The organism is Dyadobacter sp. HNCC25DJ183, assembly GCF_056895175.1.
Window position 1 is genome coordinate 221,786 of the sequence record NZ_JBXHAP010000004.1, and the last position, 18,242, is coordinate 240,027.

The 18,242-nt window shown below is 50.8% G+C and carries 12 protein-coding genes; 5 read left to right on the forward strand and 7 right to left on the reverse strand.

The features are described 5' to 3' along the window. Positions 1-237: 237 nt before the first annotated feature. From AC1XTG_RS11480 to AC1XTG_RS11490, 3 genes are read right to left on the reverse strand one after another with little or no spacing between them, the layout of a single operon-like run. Positions 238-2,715, reverse strand: a complete 2,478-nt coding sequence (locus AC1XTG_RS11480; protein WP_484842096.1) for a hypothetical protein — start codon at positions 2,713-2,715, stop codon at positions 238-240. Positions 2,716-2,756: 41 nt separating this feature from the next. Next, a complete protein-coding gene (locus AC1XTG_RS11485; RefSeq protein ID WP_484842097.1) occupies positions 2,757-4,433 on the reverse strand; it encodes a RagB/SusD family nutrient uptake outer membrane protein in 1,677 nt (558 codons plus the stop codon). A 21-nt stretch (positions 4,434-4,454) separates the two neighbouring features. Next, the gene (locus AC1XTG_RS11490) at positions 4,455-7,514 is read right to left on the reverse strand and encodes a SusC/RagA family TonB-linked outer membrane protein (RefSeq protein WP_484842098.1); all 3,060 of its coding nucleotides are present in this window, start codon (positions 7,512-7,514) and stop codon (positions 4,455-4,457) included. 177 nt (positions 7,515-7,691) lie between these two features. Here AC1XTG_RS11490 and AC1XTG_RS11495 point away from each other — a divergent pair, with 177 nt between their 5' ends. Then, positions 7,692-9,032, forward strand: coding sequence for a hypothetical protein (locus AC1XTG_RS11495; protein WP_484842099.1), 1,341 nt, complete (start codon positions 7,692-7,694; stop codon positions 9,030-9,032). On the opposite strand, the gene AC1XTG_RS11500 is transcribed toward AC1XTG_RS11495, so the two are convergent. After that, entirely contained in the window at positions 9,029-9,898 is an 870-nt protein-coding gene (locus tag AC1XTG_RS11500; protein WP_484842100.1) for an NmrA family NAD(P)-binding protein, read from the reverse strand. The two genes, AC1XTG_RS11495 and AC1XTG_RS11500, sit on opposite strands and share 4 nt — an antisense overlap. Before the next feature lie 92 nt (positions 9,899-9,990). Continuing rightward, complete coding sequence (locus AC1XTG_RS11505; protein WP_484842101.1) at positions 9,991-10,869, reverse strand: SDR family oxidoreductase; 879 nt, start codon at positions 10,867-10,869, stop codon at positions 9,991-9,993. Between the two features lie 104 nt (positions 10,870-10,973). On the opposite strand from AC1XTG_RS11505, the gene AC1XTG_RS11510 reads away from it, so the two are divergent. The 3 genes from AC1XTG_RS11510 (at position 10,974) to AC1XTG_RS11520 (ending at position 14,445) form a co-directional block, all read left to right on the forward strand. Continuing rightward, positions 10,974-11,828 (forward strand): helix-turn-helix domain-containing protein, encoded by an 855-nt coding sequence (locus AC1XTG_RS11510; protein ID WP_056282524.1) that lies wholly within the window; start codon positions 10,974-10,976, stop codon positions 11,826-11,828. A gap of 74 nt (positions 11,829-11,902) precedes the next feature. After that, positions 11,903-13,627: an FAD/NAD(P)-binding protein gene (locus AC1XTG_RS11515; protein ID WP_484842102.1), complete on the forward strand. Its 1,725-nt coding sequence runs from the start codon at positions 11,903-11,905 to the stop codon at positions 13,625-13,627. Further along, positions 13,624-14,445, forward strand: a complete 822-nt coding sequence (locus tag AC1XTG_RS11520) for an MOSC domain-containing protein (protein WP_484842103.1) — start codon at positions 13,624-13,626, stop codon at positions 14,443-14,445. The genes AC1XTG_RS11515 and AC1XTG_RS11520 overlap by 4 nt, the downstream gene beginning before the upstream one ends. On the opposite strand, the gene AC1XTG_RS11525 is transcribed toward AC1XTG_RS11520, so the two are convergent. After that, positions 14,426-16,210, reverse strand: coding sequence for a cytochrome-c peroxidase (locus tag AC1XTG_RS11525; RefSeq protein ID WP_484842104.1), 1,785 nt, complete (start codon positions 16,208-16,210; stop codon positions 14,426-14,428). The genes AC1XTG_RS11520 and AC1XTG_RS11525 overlap by 20 nt on opposite strands. 64 nt (positions 16,211-16,274) lie before the next feature. After that, positions 16,275-17,744: a PhoX family protein gene (locus AC1XTG_RS11530; protein ID WP_484842105.1), complete on the reverse strand. Its 1,470-nt coding sequence runs from the start codon at positions 17,742-17,744 to the stop codon at positions 16,275-16,277. A 158-nt stretch (positions 17,745-17,902) separates the two neighbouring features. On the opposite strand from AC1XTG_RS11530, the gene AC1XTG_RS11535 reads away from it, so the two are divergent. Beyond that, positions 17,903-18,223, forward strand: coding sequence for a DUF6660 family protein (locus AC1XTG_RS11535; RefSeq protein ID WP_484842106.1), 321 nt, complete (start codon positions 17,903-17,905; stop codon positions 18,221-18,223). Positions 18,224-18,242: the final 19 nt, after the last annotated feature.

Genomic DNA, 18,242 nt, shown 5'->3' on the forward strand with positions numbered 1-18,242 from the left:
AGGTGAGGCGAACTTCCATTGAGTAGTTTTTATTGCGGCATAGGCAAACAGTTTAATTTTGCATTTATAATTAAGTAACCGGCGGAAATGTAATTAAATTTTAAGTATTCTCATTTTTGAAGAATATTATTTTGACATTCTCCGAAAAACTTCCATTTAAATTACTATTGAACATGCCGTAAATACAAAAAGTGTGCACGTGCACACTTTTTGTATAAAGACCGTATAAAGGTTGTCCTACTTATAGTCGAGCCATGTAGTTGCCTGGCAGTCGGCGTTGGTCCGGAACCGGATCCAGCGGGATGCAAACTCTTTTGGAAAATCGAAATGGAGTGTCTCGCCCGGCTTTACTGTGAAGGTTTTGTACTCCATCCAGGGACCGTTTCCAACCGGATCCGCTTCAAGGGTGAATGTAACAGCCGCCGTTGCATGATGTGAGAGCGACAGTTTCTTTTTGTCATAAAAACTGATCAGGTAAGGATCGGAAGATTCGCCTGCTTTCACTTTCGTGTCTTTCCACGGGCCGCCGTGGCCGGTTGGTTTGCCCAGCTTCCAAAGGTCGTCGATCGCACCTGCCCACACAGCCGCTTTTTTGTCATTCGAAACGATGATATGGTTGTTTTTAGCGGCTTCGTCGGCATCAAGACCGGTCATCACCAGCAAGCCGCGGTACGAAGCGTAGTCGTTGATCCGGAAGTTGTGCGAAGCAACCGGGCGGATCTTCGCGTAACCGTCTGCATTCTCGGCAGGCAGCTCGTAAAACGTCCCGTGGCAGTTGAAAAGGTCGCGCTCGGTGGCTACCTCGCGACAAATCCGCAATGCGCCATCGTTTGTCAGGCCGGTAAAAGCGTCGTTCCCCAGTGGCAGCCGCCAGCGCCTTCCCTTATCATCCACGACCAGCACCGAAGCTGCATCCACAGTTACCACTTTCTGCGGGATCGCAAATTTGGTTTTTACAAAATCCAGCGTTTTCGCATCGTCTTTTCGCGTCAGTTTCATATCGGCATCCAGCTCATAGTAGCCCGTTTCTTTCGGTGCGCTTCCGCTGTAATCCATGCCGGCCAATGCCATGGTGCGACGGTTTTCGCCCAGGCCGTAGATCAATCCTCCTCTGGTTGTGGCATTGGAGGCCAGGGTCAGGCCATTGAAAATGGCATCGTGCGTAGCAGTACGCTGGTCAGTGTCCGAGTAGTAAAAGTGCGCCGTCACGTTCGTGGCAGTTGCCGCTTTCAGCCTGATCCACTCGCCTGTTTCTGCATTTGTAAAATCAATGCGTTTGGCGCCTTTTGCGGGTACCGAAATGGATTGCAATGCAGACCAGCTTCCTTTTCCGTTCTTATCTACTTCCATGGCAAAGCTCACTTCACTATCTCCGTTATTCTGCACCCAAACAGACCTTTGAGGCCAGCCCGCAAATAAAAACGGCTCGGAAGTTTCCCCTGCTTTGACATTCTCCTTCAACCAAACCGAACCTTCTGCGGTGTTCGGGCCGAGTTTATCGGGCTGGTCAAGCGGGGTAAACCACAGGTTGGAGTTGGATTGTCCCGGACCTTCAATGCCGCCTTTCGCTTTTCTTTTGTTCAAAAACTCCCGTTGTGCCGAATCATCGCAGCCGAATACAAGCTGATCATTCCAGCGGGTATAGTCGCCGATCACTTTCAGATAAGCCGAGCGCGGACGTATTCCGGCAGCATTTCCCGAAGTGAAAGCACCTGGAAACTGCCAGAACATACCGTGCATGGTCATCAGATAGTCGGGCTTTGCGGCCGTTCCCACGTCCCGGATACGCGGCCACTCGGTGTTCCAGCCGTGGGCGCCATCGTAAGCGTGACTTGCTTTTGGCAACCTGTAAAAGCTCCATTTCCCATTGTCGCGTACACCCAGCAACACCGACTTATGGTCCCAGCCGGTCGCCCAGATCGGGTCTGTTGCTGCATTTTTGTTTCCGTAAATGCCTCCGGGGCCTGTTACTTCCACAAACTGGTTGCGGCGCACCACTTTCCAGTCTTTCCCATCCCATTCCGCCAGCACACCCGATTCGATATCAAAGTCGATCTCGGCACGTTTTCCAGGTTCGCCGTTATTGGAATAAACCACCACACCCTGGCCCGAGTAAAAACCCTTTCCATGCGTTCCAGGCAGCAATCCCTTAAACTGGTAAGTCGCTTTATCGGCCGCTTTGGCGCGGTCTACATTCCCGTCTTCATAAAGCATGGTCGGTTTCAGCGTAGCAACATCAACTTCATAAACCCCCTCTTCCATAGTCCCGTACAGGATTTTGTTCTTAGGATCGGTCAAATGCCTTGCATTGCCTGTGTGCCTGCCGGGCATTTCCTTGTAAGGTATCACACGCACATTGGCCTTTTCATCAATCGCATAAGGTCCTATAAAAAGCTGTTTACTTTCATGATGGATCATGCGGTTAGCAGGAGTACCGCCGATGCTGCCCGGGAAAACAGTCTGTTTCAGGTCCGCGCTGATCTCGTACAATTTATCAGAAGAGCCAAAAGGCAAATGCGGGCCGTAAGTGATCACCCAAAGCTTGCCTGCCCAGGGTACCACCGCCCCGGTGCCACATTCGCCTTCATTGTTGTACATCGCCAGGTGCGGGTATATCCCGCTAAACGATGGTTTGCCTTTGAGCTGCGCCTTGGCAGCATGCCCGCAGAGTACCAGCCAACCCAGCAACAGGGTCAGGAGTGAATATCTTTTCATTAAAACAATCGTTAAGCTTATTATAAATGGGAAAATGAAAACTAGTAACCAGGGTTTTGCGTGATATTGGTATTCACCCTGCGTTCCACAGCCGGGATCGGCCACAGGTACTGGCGGCTTTTGTCAAAACTCCGCTGCGCGAGCACTTTTACGTCGGTACCAAATCCTGAATAATCGGCAATACCATCGTCATCAAGTGGCGTCACGCCGGGGAATGGCCATTTGGCGCGGTTTTGTGTGGCGGGATCAGGCAGACCGATTACCGGACGGGTAAGTACTTTTTCGGCGAGCTTCCAGCGGATCAGGTCCATGTAGCGCAAGCCCTCACGCGGGAACTCTACCCGACGCTCCCGGCGTACCAGCTGCCTCAATACATTCGCATTGGCAGCTGCCACAGCAGGATACGATTTGGTTTCTTCCACGCCCGCCCCGTAAGCGCGCGCCCTTACCTGGTTGATTGCCGTCAAAACGGTCGCATCAATTTCCCCAAGCTCGATCTTCGCCTCGGCGTATGTCAGCAGTATTTCGGCATAGCGGATAATGATTGCGTCATTGTCTTCAACGAGCCTGTCCGCCCAGGTTTGGTCAATGCCTTTTTTCCATAAAAACCCGGTGAAACTTGCAAATGCAGCCACTGCACGTGTGTCTTTGTTAGGTACCTTCCTGTTTTCCTTCGAACTGAAAACCTGCAAAGAGTCCGGGTGCGGCGTGTAATTGTAGCCCAGCCACTGGGTATTGAACTCAACTACCGTGGCTGTGAGGCGTGGATCGCGGTTTTTAAACGGGGCTTTCGGGTCGTAAAGCGGCGATTCATCTATCGGCTTGCCGTCAATACATTCATAGGCGTCCACTATATCCCTTGTAGGAAGCTGCGCGCCGAAGCCGCCTGCATTTCTTGAAATATTATCCTGGACATAAATTGCCGGACTGAAAACCTGCTGTTTTTCATCCCGCGGAATACTGATGATCAGCTCGCGGCTTGTTTCACCGGCCCGGGTAAAGAGCGGCGCGTAGCTCGGATGCAGCTCGTAACCCGCTTCTAAGTCCATAATTGCTTTCGCCGCATCGCGTGCAATCGCCCATTTGCCCATATACAAGGCAGTACGCGACTTAATAGCGAGCGCTGCCCCTTTTGTCAGCCTTTTTGTCTCCGCTGTCGCATAGGTTACTGGCAGGTTTTCGGCTGCAAAATCAAGCTCGGAGAAAACAAATGCAAGGATCTCATCTTTGTTCGTCCGCGCTACCGTATACGATTCTTCCAGCAGGAGCGGCTCGGTGAGCAAAGGCACATCGCCGAAATGCGTGATCAGGCGCGAGTACTGGTAAGCGCGGATCAGGCGCATTTCAGCTTCAAGGCGAACCAGGATGGAAGCCGGTGTGTTGGCAGCGGCGCGTTCCTTGTTGGCAATAAACGAGTTGGCGCGTGCAATCGCCTTGTATGCATTAAGCCAGAATGTCTGCACAGCCGCATCATCGGCATTCATCGTGCCGCCGATTACTGCATTGGTCAGCTGGCCGCGGTGCCACTCATTGTCGCTGAAAAGCTCATTGTCATTCGACCAGAATGCAGTGCGGTACAGGTCGTTCACTGCCAGTTCAAGCTCCGTCTGGTTGGCGTAAAATGTCCCGGTTGAAGCTTCCGATAAAGGATTGAGATCGAGTGTGTGACAGCCCGATAGTGCCGTCGCCACGAGAAAAGTAAATGCTATTTTTTTCATGAGGTAAATGCCGGGTTGGGTTTAGAAACGAATGGTTGCGCCTGCCATGAGCGTGGTGACGATCGGGTAAGAGTAGCTGGCCGATTCCGGATCGAGGTACTTTGGAAATTTGCTTAGCGAGAAAACATCATTCGCCGACATATACAACCGTAAGCTCTGCACACCTGCTTTTTTGATCAGGTTCTGCGGCAAAGTGTAGCCCAGCGTGATGTTCTTCACCCGGAAATAGCCGCCATTGATCAGCCAGTAATCCGAAAGGGTATAATTGGCCGCATTGGAAGTACGCGAAAGTCTCGGGTAAGTCGCCCGCAGGTTCTGTTCAGGCGAATTGGTTGCACTCCAGAACTTGCCCACCATCTCCGCCGGCATATTGCCGAAGGCTTCTGCAAAAGGCTGCACCGCGTCACTGTTCAGGCGCGACAGCTTTTTAGCAACTCCCTGAAAACTCACCCCGAAATCAAATCCGCTATAGTCCGCGCGCAGGTTACCTCCATACAAATAGCGGGGCAATGCGCCGCCGAGGAGCACTTTGTCGTCGGTGGTGATCTTTCCGTCCTTGTTCACATCCACATACCGGACGTCGCCAGGCTTGGTGGTTACATTCAGTACCGGCGCTCCGGTAATTTCATCCGGCGTCTGGAAAAGTCCGTTGGACAAATACCCAAACCATTCGTTGTATTCGCTTCCATTACGGATAATCTGGTCACCGCGGAACTCCGTGCCTTTCAGGTCTCCGACGGTCGATTTCGCATCTGATAAATTAGCTGCTACCGAATAGCCGATCTTACCAATGCGGTCGCGCCAGGCTGCTTCCAGTTCCCAGCCTTGTACCTTTAATGTACCTGCATTCTGGTTGGGTTTGTCGAAACCGAGGTACAATGGAATATCGAGCGGCAGCAGAATGTCGGTGGTTGTTTTCCTGTAATAGTCTGCGGCAATGGTCAGCCTGTCGTTCAGGAACGCTGCATCCAGACCGAAATCAAGGGTACGGCTGGTTTCCCAGGAGATATTTTCAACCGCATAAACTTGCTGCCCGCCGCCCGTCAGCGGCACTACGCTGCCATTCTGGTAAAAAAGTGCGGTACTGAAATCAATAGTGGCGAGGTAAGGATAGTAAGCCGGATTATTGTCTTTGTCGAGCAGCCGCTCATTGCCCGCTTCTCCCCAGGAGCCTCTCAGTTTCAGGAATGAAAGCCAGTTGCTGCCCTTCATGAAATTCTCTTCGGAAATTGTCCACCCTGCTGATACTGACGGGTAAACCGCTTTACGGTAAGCAGCTGCAAACCTCGATGAAAGATCGGAACGCAGGTTCCCTTGCAGGAAATACTTGCTTTTATAATTGTACTGCACTCTTCCGAAAAACGAATGTAATCCTGATTCATTGGCCCTGCCCGAGTTGTCGCGCAGCTCCGTGGAACCTGAATTCAGGTAAGGAAAACTGGTCAATGCAAACCCGCTTCTCGACGCGGTGAGCTCTTCCAGTGAGCGGTAATTTTCTTCAAAACCTGCCAGGATATCGATGGTATGTGCGCCATTGATCTCCTTCACGTAGTTCGCAAGCAGCTGTCCATTGATACTCATCGCCTCCGAGCGGCCTTCCGTTAGTACGGTACGCGCCTGGTTCACAATCGTACTCGGCGTTCCGTCGGGATTGGTGTAGCGGATCTGCTTGGAAAAGTATTTGTTTTTATCAAGATCAAAAACGGGCGCTACCAACGCGGTGACTGTCAGCCCGTCAACCGGCTTGTAGTTGAATGAGATCCGCCCTCCTATCTGGTTGGAAAGCGCGCGCGTGAATCCGCCATCCCGAAGCTTGGCCAGCGGGTTCCTTCCGTCTTTTCCAAATGCCAGTCTTCCGTCCGAATACACATCGTCGTAGATCGGCGGCATGATCCGGCCTTCGTAAATCGGATTGAAGTCACTGTTAGGCAGTTCATTGGCATTACCCTTGTTGTTTGTCCTTTTGTAAAAAACATCCAGGTTTACGCCAATCTTATCATTGACCTGCAGGTCGTTGTTAACCCGGAACAGATAGCGATCGTAAGAACGGTTGTCGTAGAATGCGCCCGAGCTGGAATAGCCCAGCGAAGCTTTGGTTTTGATCTTGGCGGTTCCCATTGTAAACACAAGATCGTGACGCTGGCGGGGCGCATTCTTACGGGTGATCAATGCACGCTGCCAGTCTGTATTGGGGAACTCGTCGGGATTTGCCCGGTTGTTATCCAGGTATGAATCGATAAAAGCCTGCGCAAACGGTCCCGTACTTGCGCCGTCATTGGTGGTTTGTTCATTGAAATACCGCATATAATCCTGCACGCCTACATACTCTGGCATCGCAGTAGCACGCTGCACGCCATATTCGTAAGTGTATTCCAGACTACCCTGTCCGTTTTTGGCGCGTTTCGTTGTTACAAGAATAACCCCCGCGGCACCCCTCGAGCCGTAAATAGCCGCAGAAGCCGCGTCCTTCAAAACGGTAATGTTCTCCACGTCGCCAGGGTTTACATTATCAATGCTGCTTACCGGCACACCGTCGACGATCACAAGCGGATTATTGGTACCAATGGTGGTAATACCCCGGATCAGAATATTCGAACTCGCTCCCGGCGCACCGCTGCTGCGTGTTACCGACACACCGGCTATGCTTCCCTGCAATGCTTCGGAAACCTGAATAGTCTGCCGGCCGGCTACCTCTTTGGAGCCGATGGATGAAATGGCGCCGGTCAGGTCCTTCTTCCTTTGCGTACCATAACCTACCACTACTACTTCCGATAAAGCATTATCTTCCGGCTTCATAGTAATGTCCAGCGCGGATTGTCCGGCTGGTGAAACGTCCTGGCTCTGGTAGCCTACAAATGAAAAGGTGATCGTGACCGGGCCCTGGTCAGGAATAGTCAGCTTGTATAACCCGTTGGCGTCGGTAGCAGTACCACGCTGGGCTCCTTTAATAACGATGCTCACACCGGGTAACTCCTTTGCAGCCTCGTCTGTAACTTTGCCGGTTATCTCCCTGGTTTGCGCCATTAATGGTGTAATTCCAAAGAGCAACATGACAAAACCTAGTAGAGTTTTTTGTCGCATATTTTTCTGATATTTAGGTTTAGGCCAGATCCGCAAACCTGGTAATAATGAGAAATTTGAGTTAGCAAATATAATTTTGCATAATACGGTGATCCGAAAAAGCGCTTGACCAGCTGCGTGTACAAAATTATGGACAAGACAAACCTTTACATATCAGGAGTTTAGAGTAAAAGCATTATGGAGAATGGACAAGGTCAGACCAGCCAGTTAGACCACCTCGACTACGGGTGTCAGCTGATCAGCGAGATCTATGGCAAGCCTGATATCCCGGAATGGACAAACAGCGACTACATTCGGCTGAGCAGCATCCTTTACAAGAAGACGCACGTACAGATCAGTCCCAATACGCTGAAACGCATTTTTGGCAAAATCAAAACCGGAGACCGCTACTATCCGCAAAAGGCAACGCGCGACGCATTGGCCAGCTACATCGGCTACCGCGACTGGGAGAGTTTTACGCAAGCAAAACCGCTTTTAGCGCAGCCCGTTTCCATTCCCGCGAATCTTATGACAGAGGTAAAATCAAATGCTGATGAAGAGCCTGTCCGGCAACCAAAAAAGCCTGTTTCCAAGAGGTACGCACTAAAACTGCTTTCCGGTCTGATCCTGCTGATCGTGCTGATCGGCGCAGCGGAATATTACGCCGCGCATTATGGCACACCCGCGGATGCAGCCCGCCTGACCTGCCGCAATCCCGTGGGAGGCAACCCGCATTCGGCCGTATTTTCCATTGCCGGGGCCAGCCAGTATGAAGATTCGTCCGACCGGATCTACCTGGAATTCGGCGACGGAAGGAAAGCTGCATTGTCGCAGGCCGATAGCGTTGTAACGCATTACTACGAACGTCCGGGCAGGTACTATGCATTTCTCAAACTCAACAAACAGGTACTTGACTCCTCGGTCGTGTATCTGCACTCAAATGGGTGGACCGCTACGGCAGATATGATGCATGATACCACGCGCGTATATCCTGTTGAGATACCCGGGCTGTTTAAAGGCGGGAAGAATTTTGTGAGCGCCGGAGAAGTGGCGCGGGCTGGTGTAGATACAAACCGTACTTTCTTTGTCGATTTCATCAACAGCCAGCCCACGGAGATCGATGGCGACAATTTCAATCTTGTAACCAGCATACAAACCTCAGCCGATCGCGCCGGCGTGCGTTGCTCACAGGTACAGCTGACGATTTTCGGAGAGTCTGCGCGGCACGTGGTGGATGTGATGAAGCCAGGCTGCCTGCATTGGACCAAACTGCAACTTTCGGAGATTACCAAAGATGGCAAGCAGAACGGACTGGACTTCCTCGGCGCAGATTTTCGTGCAGGCGGGAAGTTGCAGCTGCGGATCGAAAATAAGCGCGCCAGACTGTACATCAACGATAAACTTGTGTACGAAGGCGGCTACCAGCGCCCGTTGCACCGCATTTATGGCGTCAGCATTTCATTCTCCGGCATTGGCAGCATCAATGCAGTTTCGCTGACAGACATTAAATCTGGAAAAGAATTCGCAGGCAACTTTTAAAAAGTCACCTGCGAAGGCACAAGTTTACCGATATATTCCTGCAAAGTAATCCTGCCACGGTGCGGCTCCAACGTCACTTCGTACGATCTGTTCAATGTAATCGCACTCATATTTGCAAGTGATTCAGCTGCCGACTCGGAGAAGCCCGCGCCGGTCAGAAACCCTCGCCAATCCTGCTGAGGTACCTCAACGGGAGTTATTGTTTTTTGCAGTTTGTGAGAAAAAGCGGCTGCTACATCGCCGGAACTGTAATTCTCGGGACCTTCAACATAATGCATTTCTGCATTCTTGTCAAAACCTGTAAGCAGCTCAGCCGCGAGCTCACCGATATCTTCGGGCGCGACCATCGGGATCTTGAAATCAGCTGGATATAAACTCTGGAGTTCGCCTGTCTGATTGGCCAGGTCAATGTACATATCCCAGTTGCTCATATAATACGCTGCGCGGATAACGGCGTATGGAATGGTTTGCCGCCCCAGCGCCTGCTCCATTTCGTATAATGTACCCAGGTCGCCGATGTGTTCGCCAGGCTGCGCCCCGTAAGTTGACAGCGCCACGATGCGTGCTAACCCGGAACCGTCCATCGCTTTAAAAATGGAGGTTAAGCTCCTTCTCTCCTCTTCTACTGTATCGGTATGTGGCAATGCCGGCGGATTGAGCAGGAAAAGTGTTTTAACTTTTGCAAAAACACGCTTCAAATCTTCACTATTAAAAACATCAGCGATTGCTACCTGCGCTCCTTTGTTGGTGAAAGCTGATGCATTTTCCGCATTTCGCGTTACAATGGTCACCGGCTCCCCTTTGCTGAGCAATGCATTGGCAACAGCTGAACCTACGTGACCGGTACCTCCCAGTATGATATGCATATCGTTTTCAGTTATGTGAAAAAACGCCTGATTTCTCAGCAAAACAGCAAATACTATTCCCGGCACGCTGGCACTTCGGAATTGTCATTTTTTCATTTTGCAAACAGAGCTGTATAATCTGCCGCGAATGCATTAAAGCTGCGCGGCTCCTGGCCTGTTGCTTCCCGCACGCCGGTTTCAATCGAAGCCGCCTCTCCCCTTTTATAATGTGCATAATCTTCGATCAAACCCTCTGCCTGCCAATCGGGAAAGCCGACGTGCCGCAACATATCGCGCAGCGCTTCTGACGGTATGTCGACAAAACGAATGTTTCTTCCGGCAGCTTCCGACAATCGCGCGGCCATTTCGTAGTGCGACAAAGCTTCCGGGCCGGTCAGGTTGTAAATCCTGTTTTCGTGCGCCGCGCTTGTCAAGGCTTCACCCGCAGCAGCGGCAATGTCCCTGGTATCCACCACGCTCACTTTGGCCTCCCCGATCGCTCCGAAGAACTGGTCCTGATAACGAATGGTATCCCTGAATTCCAGCAGTCCCTGCATGAACAAGTTCGGGCGCAGGAATGTGTACTTCACCCCGGATTCAATAATGGCCTGCTCCACTGCGGCGTGGTAGCGTAAAAACCTAACCGGCGAATGCAGGTCTGCGGCCCATTGCGAGAGTTTGACAATGTGTTTTACACCCGCTTTCACTGCCAGCTCTACAAAACGCAGCTGCTGGGCTTCTGCGAGTTCGGAAGAGTTTGTGAGGAGAAATGCTTTTTCGATACCGGTGAGGCTACTTTGAAGCGACAGCGCGTCGTTGAAATCGCCTGTTACATATTCTGCATTCAGTTGGTATTCGGCATTCACTTTATCCAGTGAACGCACCATTGCACGGAACGGGGTGCCTTTGCCGGACAGGTATTGCGTAAGTTCCTTGCCAATGTTTCCGGTTGCGCCGGTGATCAGGATTTTGGGTGATTTTGCAGTTTCCATTTGTGGTAAAAGTTTATGGTTTTGATTTATTTTTTACCAAAATTAGGAGCCTGCTTGCTGCGGAAATTGTAAGAAAACGAAACGCACGCCAACTATAAAAACGCATGAAAGATACCGGCAATGTACCTCCGCAGCCAATTGGCAGGCATTTTGAAGTGGCAGGTGAATTGTCCGACGTGATCAAGCACGTATACTGTATCCGCACGCCGGAAGACTTTGCTACGATGACGCAGCATTTGTCACCCAGCCTGGAAATGATGCTGATTTTCAATTTTAGCGAGCCGGTCAAGGTTTCGTTCGGGGACAAAGCGGCGGAAAGCCAAATGCTCGAACAGGTCGCCGTAGCGGGACCATTGCGTAAAATGATGAACTATGAGCTGCTGCCAAAAGCTGATCTGATGGTCGTTGTATTCAGGCCCAATGGATTTTACAGGCTCTTCCAGGTTCCGGTGGATACCATGGAAAGTGAGGTGATCAGGAACCCGGATGTAATGTTGGGTATCGGCGGATTTAGGGAACTTTGGGAGATATTGAAGCCACTTCATACGCTGGAAAGCCGCATGAATGTACTGATCGACTATGGCAATATCTTCATACGAGAGCCCGATGCAGAAGCGCAGTTGTTGCTTGGTGATTCGCAGCAACCGGGATCCGGCAATGCGCAGCCCTCCAAGGCAATTGCCATTGACGCGGATCTTTCAACGCGTACGATCCAGATGCGTTTCCAAAAATATATGGGGTTCTCGACTAAGGAGCTCGCCCGTTTCCTGCGCTTCAAACAGGTTATTGCATTCATTCAGCAGGACGGGAGCTCGGTTGACTGGCTTTCCGTCGTCGACCAGTTTGGCTATCACGATCAAAGCCACCTGATCCGCGACTTCCGCCATTACCTTTCCACAACTCCCCGAAAGTTTGTGCAGGATTTCCTGGGCAAAGAATTCTGTGTCAGCAAGGGCTGATTCGCGGTTAGTTTACTCCTGGATCAATTTTTATATACATACAATGGAACACAACTGACTCTATCAAAAACTTTATGACCCTGAGAAAAGCGCGGAGGCGCATTGCGATTATCGGAGGCGGACCAAGCGGCCTTTTTATGTATAAAAAGTTGGTCAGATCGAAGACCCGCTACGATATCGATATTTTTGAAAAAACAGAAACCCTCGGCGCCGGCATGCCGTACAGCAAACAGGGCGCCAATCGTGAACATATCACAAACGTGTCAGGTAACGAAATTCCCGAACTCGTCACGACCATCCAGGAATGGATGAAAACGGTTCCCGAAAGCCGGCTCTCTCAGTTCAGCATTGATCCTACTAAATTCAACAAGTACCACGTTCTGCCTAGACTGCTTTTTGGCGAGTATCTGTCTGACCAGTTCCAGCTCCTGAAAGCAGAAGCCGATAAGAAAGGAATAAAGACCAATGTACATTATAACAGCCAGGTTTCGGATATCACCGATTACCCCACGCAACAGACGGTCCTCATTGAAACCCAAGGAAGCGAGCCGAAGGAATTTGACGCGGTGGTGATCAGCACCGGGCACAAATGGCCGGCCAGGCACGAAGGGAAGATTGAAGGATACTTCGACTCTCCCTATCCTCCTTCAAAACTGGAACTGAAACTGAACCACACCGTCGCCATCAAGGGAGCTTCGCTGACAGCGATAGACGCGATCAGGACGCTGGCGAGGCAGAACGGCCGCTTTTACTGCGACGAACAAAACAAGCTCGTTTACGAAGGCGATAAGCAAAGTTCACGTTTCAAGATCATGATGCACTCCAGGAACGGGCTGCTGCCTGCGATCAGGTTCCACCTGGAAGAACCGCAGGTGACTGGCAAATCCCTGCTCACCGAGGAAGAGGTTATCAAGAAAAGGAAGGAAAATAATGGATTCCTGCCGCTGGATTATGTTTTTGAAAAGAACTTCAAGGAAGGTTTCCGCGATGGACATCCCGAAATCTATCGCAAAATCAAGAACCTGACGATGGAGGAATTCGTGAAAATGGCGATGGATATGCGCGAAGGGAAACCACCATTCGAGCTTTTCAGGGAAGAATATAATGAAGCCCTGAAGTCCATTGAACAGCGCGAGTCCATTTACTGGAAAGAAATGCTGGCTGAACTGAGCTTTCTGCTCAACTACCCCGCCAAATACTTCTCTGCCGAAGATATGATGCGGCTGGAAACAGTTTTAAAACCGCTCATTGCCACAGTGATCGCATTTGTGCCGCAGAGCTCCTGCGACGAATTATTTGCATTGCATGAAGCAGGAAAGCTGGATATCATATCAGTAGGTCACGACGGCGAAACCATACCGCAGAAATCAGGCGGGATCATTTACAAATACACGGGTGAGGATGGAAAAACGTACCGTAAGACGTTCCGCACATTCGTCGATTGTTCCGGACAGAAAACCTTCTCGTTTGAAGAATTCCCATTCAAAGGTTTGCTGATGAAAAAGTCGGTGAGTGAGGCGCATCAGCGGTTCCAGTCACAAGAAGTTGCGTTCAAAATGCTGGAAGAAGGCGATAAAAGGATCGTGCGCAATGCAGTGGGCGACTATTTCCTGAAAGTACCCGGCGTGGCGATCAATGATTGCTTCCAGATCGTCAATGAATACGGTGCGCCAAACGAGCGCGTGTATATCATGGCGGTACCCTATATCGGCGGTCATAATCCCGACTATTCAGGGCTTGACTTCTGTGAGCAGGCCTCTGAATTCATCGCTGAAAAGATCGCCGAGACAAGCCTATGACAGATACCCATGCCAATCTTTCTGAAATATGGATTTATCCGGTAAAGTCGCTTGGCGGGGTAAAACTAAGTGCGGCGCAGGTGGAAGAGCGTGGGCTGCAATGGGACCGCAACTGGCTGATCGTAGATGAAAACGGCATTTTCCTGACCCAGCGGGAGCACAACAGAATGGCGCTGATCGGTGTGGCGGTACATGCCGGAGGTTTGGAGATTTTTGATAAAAACAATCCGCAAAACTGCATTCAGGTACCATTTGATCCTGTTACTGATCAGGAAAAAGGCATTAAGATCTGGAAAGACAGATTAACCGCATGCACGGTATCTGACGAGGCCGATAAATGGCTCTCCGCCCAGCTGGGCAGGAAAGTACAGCTTGTGAAACTCCCGGAATCCTCCTCGCGCCTCTCGCCGCCCGGACTCGGAAGTGAGCAAAAGCGGGTCAGCTTTGCCGATGATTTTCCATTTCTCCTCATCTCCGAAGCCTCCCTTGCCGATCTGAACAGCAGGCTCATGCACCCCGTAACCATGGACCGTTTTCGTCCGAATTTCGTAGTCGCAGGCACTTTGCCTTTTGAAGAAGATTCATGGAAAAACATCTCGATCGGCGGCATTAATTTCGAAGTAGTATCTCCCTGCGAAAGGTGCGTGGTAGTGACGGTTGACCAGCAAACCGGCCACCGCAGTCCCGAACCGCTCAAAACGCTGGCCGGCTATCGCAGGTCTGACAAGAAGATCCGGTTCGGCCAAAATGTGATCGGGTTAGGAACGGGTACCGTCAACACAGGAGATTCCGTGTTGGTTATTGAGGCTGATCGGTAAGACTTTCAAGAAAATCAATCACCTGCGCTATCTCTTTCGGCGTCAGATTCAGCTTATCAGCAGCCAGCGTCTGGTTAGGTACGCTGATTTTCAATCCTGCTCCTCCCCCTTCGTTATAAAATTCCATAACCTGCTGCAAAGTCGCATAAGCGCCATTGTGCATGTAAGGCGCGGTTTTCGCAATATTCCTGAGCGTACTTGTCTTAAATGCGTGCTGCCACTGCGGAAAACGGTTGTACTTGCCCCTGCCCTTGTCCGTGTCCATCACCGGGTGTACAAAATCCGCATTGCTGGTAACACCGAGCACTTCCGATTCGGTGCGCTGGTAATCCGGCGGCACGGTTCCGTTAAACAGCGGCACAAAGTGGCAGGTACCGCATTTGGCTTTGCCCATAAATACATTGAAACCCGCCACCTGACTGTCAGTCAATACTTTTTTCTCGCCGCGCATATACCTGTCAAAAGGAGAATTGAACGGGCTGAGCGAGCGGACAAAAGTGGCAAGCGCATTCTGGACAAAAACCGGACGGATACTGTCAAGCTCAGGATAAGCTCTTTCAAAGAGCGTGCGATATTCCTTGTCAGCGGTGAGCAAGCGCGTAAATTCCTTCAAAGACCCGCGCATTTCGTCGGTATTGTGGATCACGTCCGCAGCCTGGTCTTCCAGGGAAGGTGAACGTAAATCGTAGAACATATTTTGCTGCAAAGCCGCATACATGACCGTGGGTGCATTTCGCAGGATCGGATTGTCGGCCGCGCCGTTGCTTGTTTTCAGTCCGTCGGTATAAGCGAGCGCCGGATTGTGGCAGGAGCCGCAGTTTGTTTTCCCATTGCCCGATACGCGTGCGTCAAAAAAGAGTTTTCTTCCCAGCGCGACACGGTCTGCGGTAGCACTGAACCGGCTCACCGAGACCATTGCTTCGGGATCAAATGCATTTTTCTCAAAAAGGGTCGCCGCATCGCTGCGCAGCAACTTGCGGTCTTTACTGAACGGAATGGATGCCAGCACCTGGTTTTCATGCAGGGCTTCGCAAAAAGGATTGATGTGTTCGGTGATAAATGCCGCCCGGTCAAAACTGTTGAAGTCTTTACTTTTATCTAAAAACTTCACGGCATTTTCAATGCGCTCATGCAGCTGGTCAACTTCCGGCAATGTTCTTTTATAAAAGCCGAGATAGTCTTCCGTAGCGAGGAGCACCACTTTGCTTTCGGCGATCGCATTGCCCGATGCCGGTGTGTCAAAACCGGAGATACCGAGCGAAATCAGTCTGAACATTTCCAGACGGATTGCGTCCAGCACATGCGAGTCCGTGATCCTGATATCAGCCCATAACATTTTCATCCGCTTGCTGTTCACCTGCAACTTCCGAACGTGGCGGATCAGCTCTTCCCGGTTCAGCGGCTCGTCTGTATAAATCAGCTCCTCGATCACCTGTAAGCCACCCGGCTCAAAAACGGCATTTTCCTCATCCTCCACCTCATCCAGCGGCGCGCCATTCACAAGCCTGACGGTGGTAGGAAAAAAGTACTCGGCAAAAGCCTCTGTTTTCTTGTAATGCAGCCTGAGTTCGAGAAACTTCTCCTGCAATTCAGTTTTGTCGGAGCTGGTACGTACATAACCCAGGAAGTCTTCATTCCTCGCAATGAGCGTGTTGAGATCTTCCAGAAATTGTGCGTAAACTTTTTCGCTTGCGTCCCGCCCGCCGGTACAGCCGACCACCAGCCAGGCCGACAAGCAGCCCATTAATACCAAAAATCTTTTCATACATATATAAGTACAAAGGAAGGCTCCGTAGCGGAACCTTCCCGATGCATGATGTTCTGATCAATTATTGTCTGATACCTCTTACGATCACGGTTTGTCCGCCTTCTTTGTTGGTAGAAATGCCGCTTCCGTCAGCGCCTTTGTATTTTTCATCCTGCCACGTGTGCGGGTGCAGGTTGATCATGAAAGTTTCAGGAATACCTGTTACTTCTGAAATATCGATCATCGCGCCGTATTCCCAGGTACTCAGACTGTTGTTACCCACGGAGTTGTATTTCGCATTGAATGTCGGATCGTTGCGGCGGTGGTTCATGCGGAGCATTGCCTTGCTCTCCTTGGTCGCAATGTTATACTGCCAGATCGTACCGTCGTGGTCATTGTCGCGGTAGAACGAATCACCGTCTTCCTGTACATACACGTAGTTTTTAGTGACGCAGATATTGTCAGGGTTCACGATGAAGCTGCCAGGTTTATCGGCACCGTCCATAATGATGTTCAGCTTTCCTTTCAGCGGGTTGGTTTTGTCAAATTCAAGGTGGTACACCCGGCCCCACATGTTCTTGCCTGCTACCGGCGTTACTTTATCCGGCTGGCTCACACCTGTAGCGGTGAAGTAGATCTCGCGTCCGGCGCCATTGCCGCCTTTTACGTAGTCGATATCCTCAACCCGGGCAAACTGGATCATTTTCTTGTCCACGGTTTGCGCCTGCAATTCTGTACCTGTGCTCGTTTTTACATTGTCAAAAGGCACGAATTCTACATCGTAGCTCTGGCCCTTTACCATATCCGTTTCTACGCTTTCCTGGTTGGTACGGCGCAGTGCATATAGTTTACCATTGTTCAAATCACCTACTACATCCGATACATAAGCTACCAGCTGCCCGTTTGTATCATCTTCACCGATGATGATCACCGTTTTTCCGGGAAATGCATCTTTCGGAAGTGGTACCGCGTTTTCCGCATTCCATTTACCGAATGCAGCCACAGTACGCGTCTTGTTTTTCTTGTCAGCCGGAGCGAAAGGATCGATCGCGTGTGTCATCGATTCGGAGTTGGATTCTCCGGCAGTCAGGAATAACGGCCCGAAACCGTGCTCTTCTGGCGTTGCCATGGTAGCAGAGCAAAGTCTCCATTGTCCGCCTTCCGCATCTACGATATACTCGCCTTTTACCGGTTTCAGTTCTTTATCCAGGTAAACGCGCGATACAGAAAACAGGATCTCGTGGTTGTTGATCATCACAAATCCTTCGCCATTCGGGTTTTTCATGAATGCACCTCCGTCCGGCTGTGCGCCGTAAATGAAATCCGGCGATTCGGGAAGCTGGTCGTCTGAACTGATCAGCGTCGTGATTTTCAGGTCTTCAAATCCGGGCAGTGACTGAATCAACGCGGGGTTTACCGAACGGTTTACAAGCTTGTCGGGATCGACGGGCTGGTTGGTATGGTCCTGCAATGCGCATCCTGAAAACGTCATGGACGCCAGAATGATGGAAGCTGCACTTGCAGCCTTGGAGAAAGTAAGATGTCTGGTCATGGTGAGTTGTTTTCACAAAGCTATCCTGCCAACAATACCTGGCAGTTAAGCCAGTGTTAAGCAATTGTGATCCTATTCTGCGGGTCTTTGAAATTCATCAAAAACAAACCCTACCTGACTCCCTGTTGCACATCTTATCACCTTATATTTGCCGCCACATGAAGCTGCTTTACTACATATTATCGCTGTACACGATCCTGCTTTCCTGCATACCCTGCCAGGATGAAGCACTGGAACCGGTCAGTGAAGCATACGCAGCAAGTATCCGTGCCGATCAGCCTGCCGATGAGCACGCAGCGATGGACCTGTGCTCACCCTTTTGCATTTGTGCGTGCTGCGCGGGAATCACCTTACAGCAAGTGCCCGCAGCCTTACCCGAAGCAGCTTCTTCCCTCATTTTCCAGGACCGGTTTGATACTTATACCACGCCCGGCCACAGTGAAAACCTGAATAGCATCTGGCAGCCGCCCAGGGCTTAGTGTACACCGTTTGTTGTTT

Excerpts from the sequence above, each read along its gene's own strand:
- AC1XTG_RS11505 (WP_484842101.1), bottom strand. The coding sequence starts at position 10,869 with ATGGAAACTGCAAAATCACCCAAAATCCTGATCACCGGCGCAACCGGA.
- AC1XTG_RS11520 (WP_484842103.1), top strand. The coding sequence starts at position 13,624 with ATGACAGATACCCATGCCAATCTTTCTGAAATATGGATTTATCCGGTA.
- AC1XTG_RS11500 (WP_484842100.1), bottom strand. The coding sequence starts at position 9,898 with ATGCATATCATACTGGGAGGTACCGGTCACGTAGGTTCAGCTGTTGCC.
- AC1XTG_RS11525 (WP_484842104.1), bottom strand. The coding sequence starts at position 16,210 with ATGAAAAGATTTTTGGTATTAATGGGCTGCTTGTCGGCCTGGCTGGTG.
- AC1XTG_RS11485 (WP_484842097.1), bottom strand. The coding sequence starts at position 4,433 with ATGAAAAAAATAGCATTTACTTTTCTCGTGGCGACGGCACTATCGGGC.
- AC1XTG_RS11535 (WP_484842106.1), top strand. The coding sequence starts at position 17,903 with ATGAAGCTGCTTTACTACATATTATCGCTGTACACGATCCTGCTTTCC.
- AC1XTG_RS11480 (WP_484842096.1), bottom strand. The coding sequence starts at position 2,715 with ATGAAAAGATATTCACTCCTGACCCTGTTGCTGGGTTGGCTGGTACTC.
- AC1XTG_RS11510 (WP_056282524.1), top strand. The coding sequence starts at position 10,974 with ATGAAAGATACCGGCAATGTACCTCCGCAGCCAATTGGCAGGCATTTT.
- AC1XTG_RS11515 (WP_484842102.1), top strand. The coding sequence starts at position 11,903 with ATGACCCTGAGAAAAGCGCGGAGGCGCATTGCGATTATCGGAGGCGGA.
- AC1XTG_RS11495 (WP_484842099.1), top strand. The coding sequence starts at position 7,692 with ATGGAGAATGGACAAGGTCAGACCAGCCAGTTAGACCACCTCGACTAC.
- AC1XTG_RS11530 (WP_484842105.1), bottom strand. The coding sequence starts at position 17,744 with ATGACCAGACATCTTACTTTCTCCAAGGCTGCAAGTGCAGCTTCCATC.
- AC1XTG_RS11490 (WP_484842098.1), bottom strand. The coding sequence starts at position 7,514 with ATGCGACAAAAAACTCTACTAGGTTTTGTCATGTTGCTCTTTGGAATT.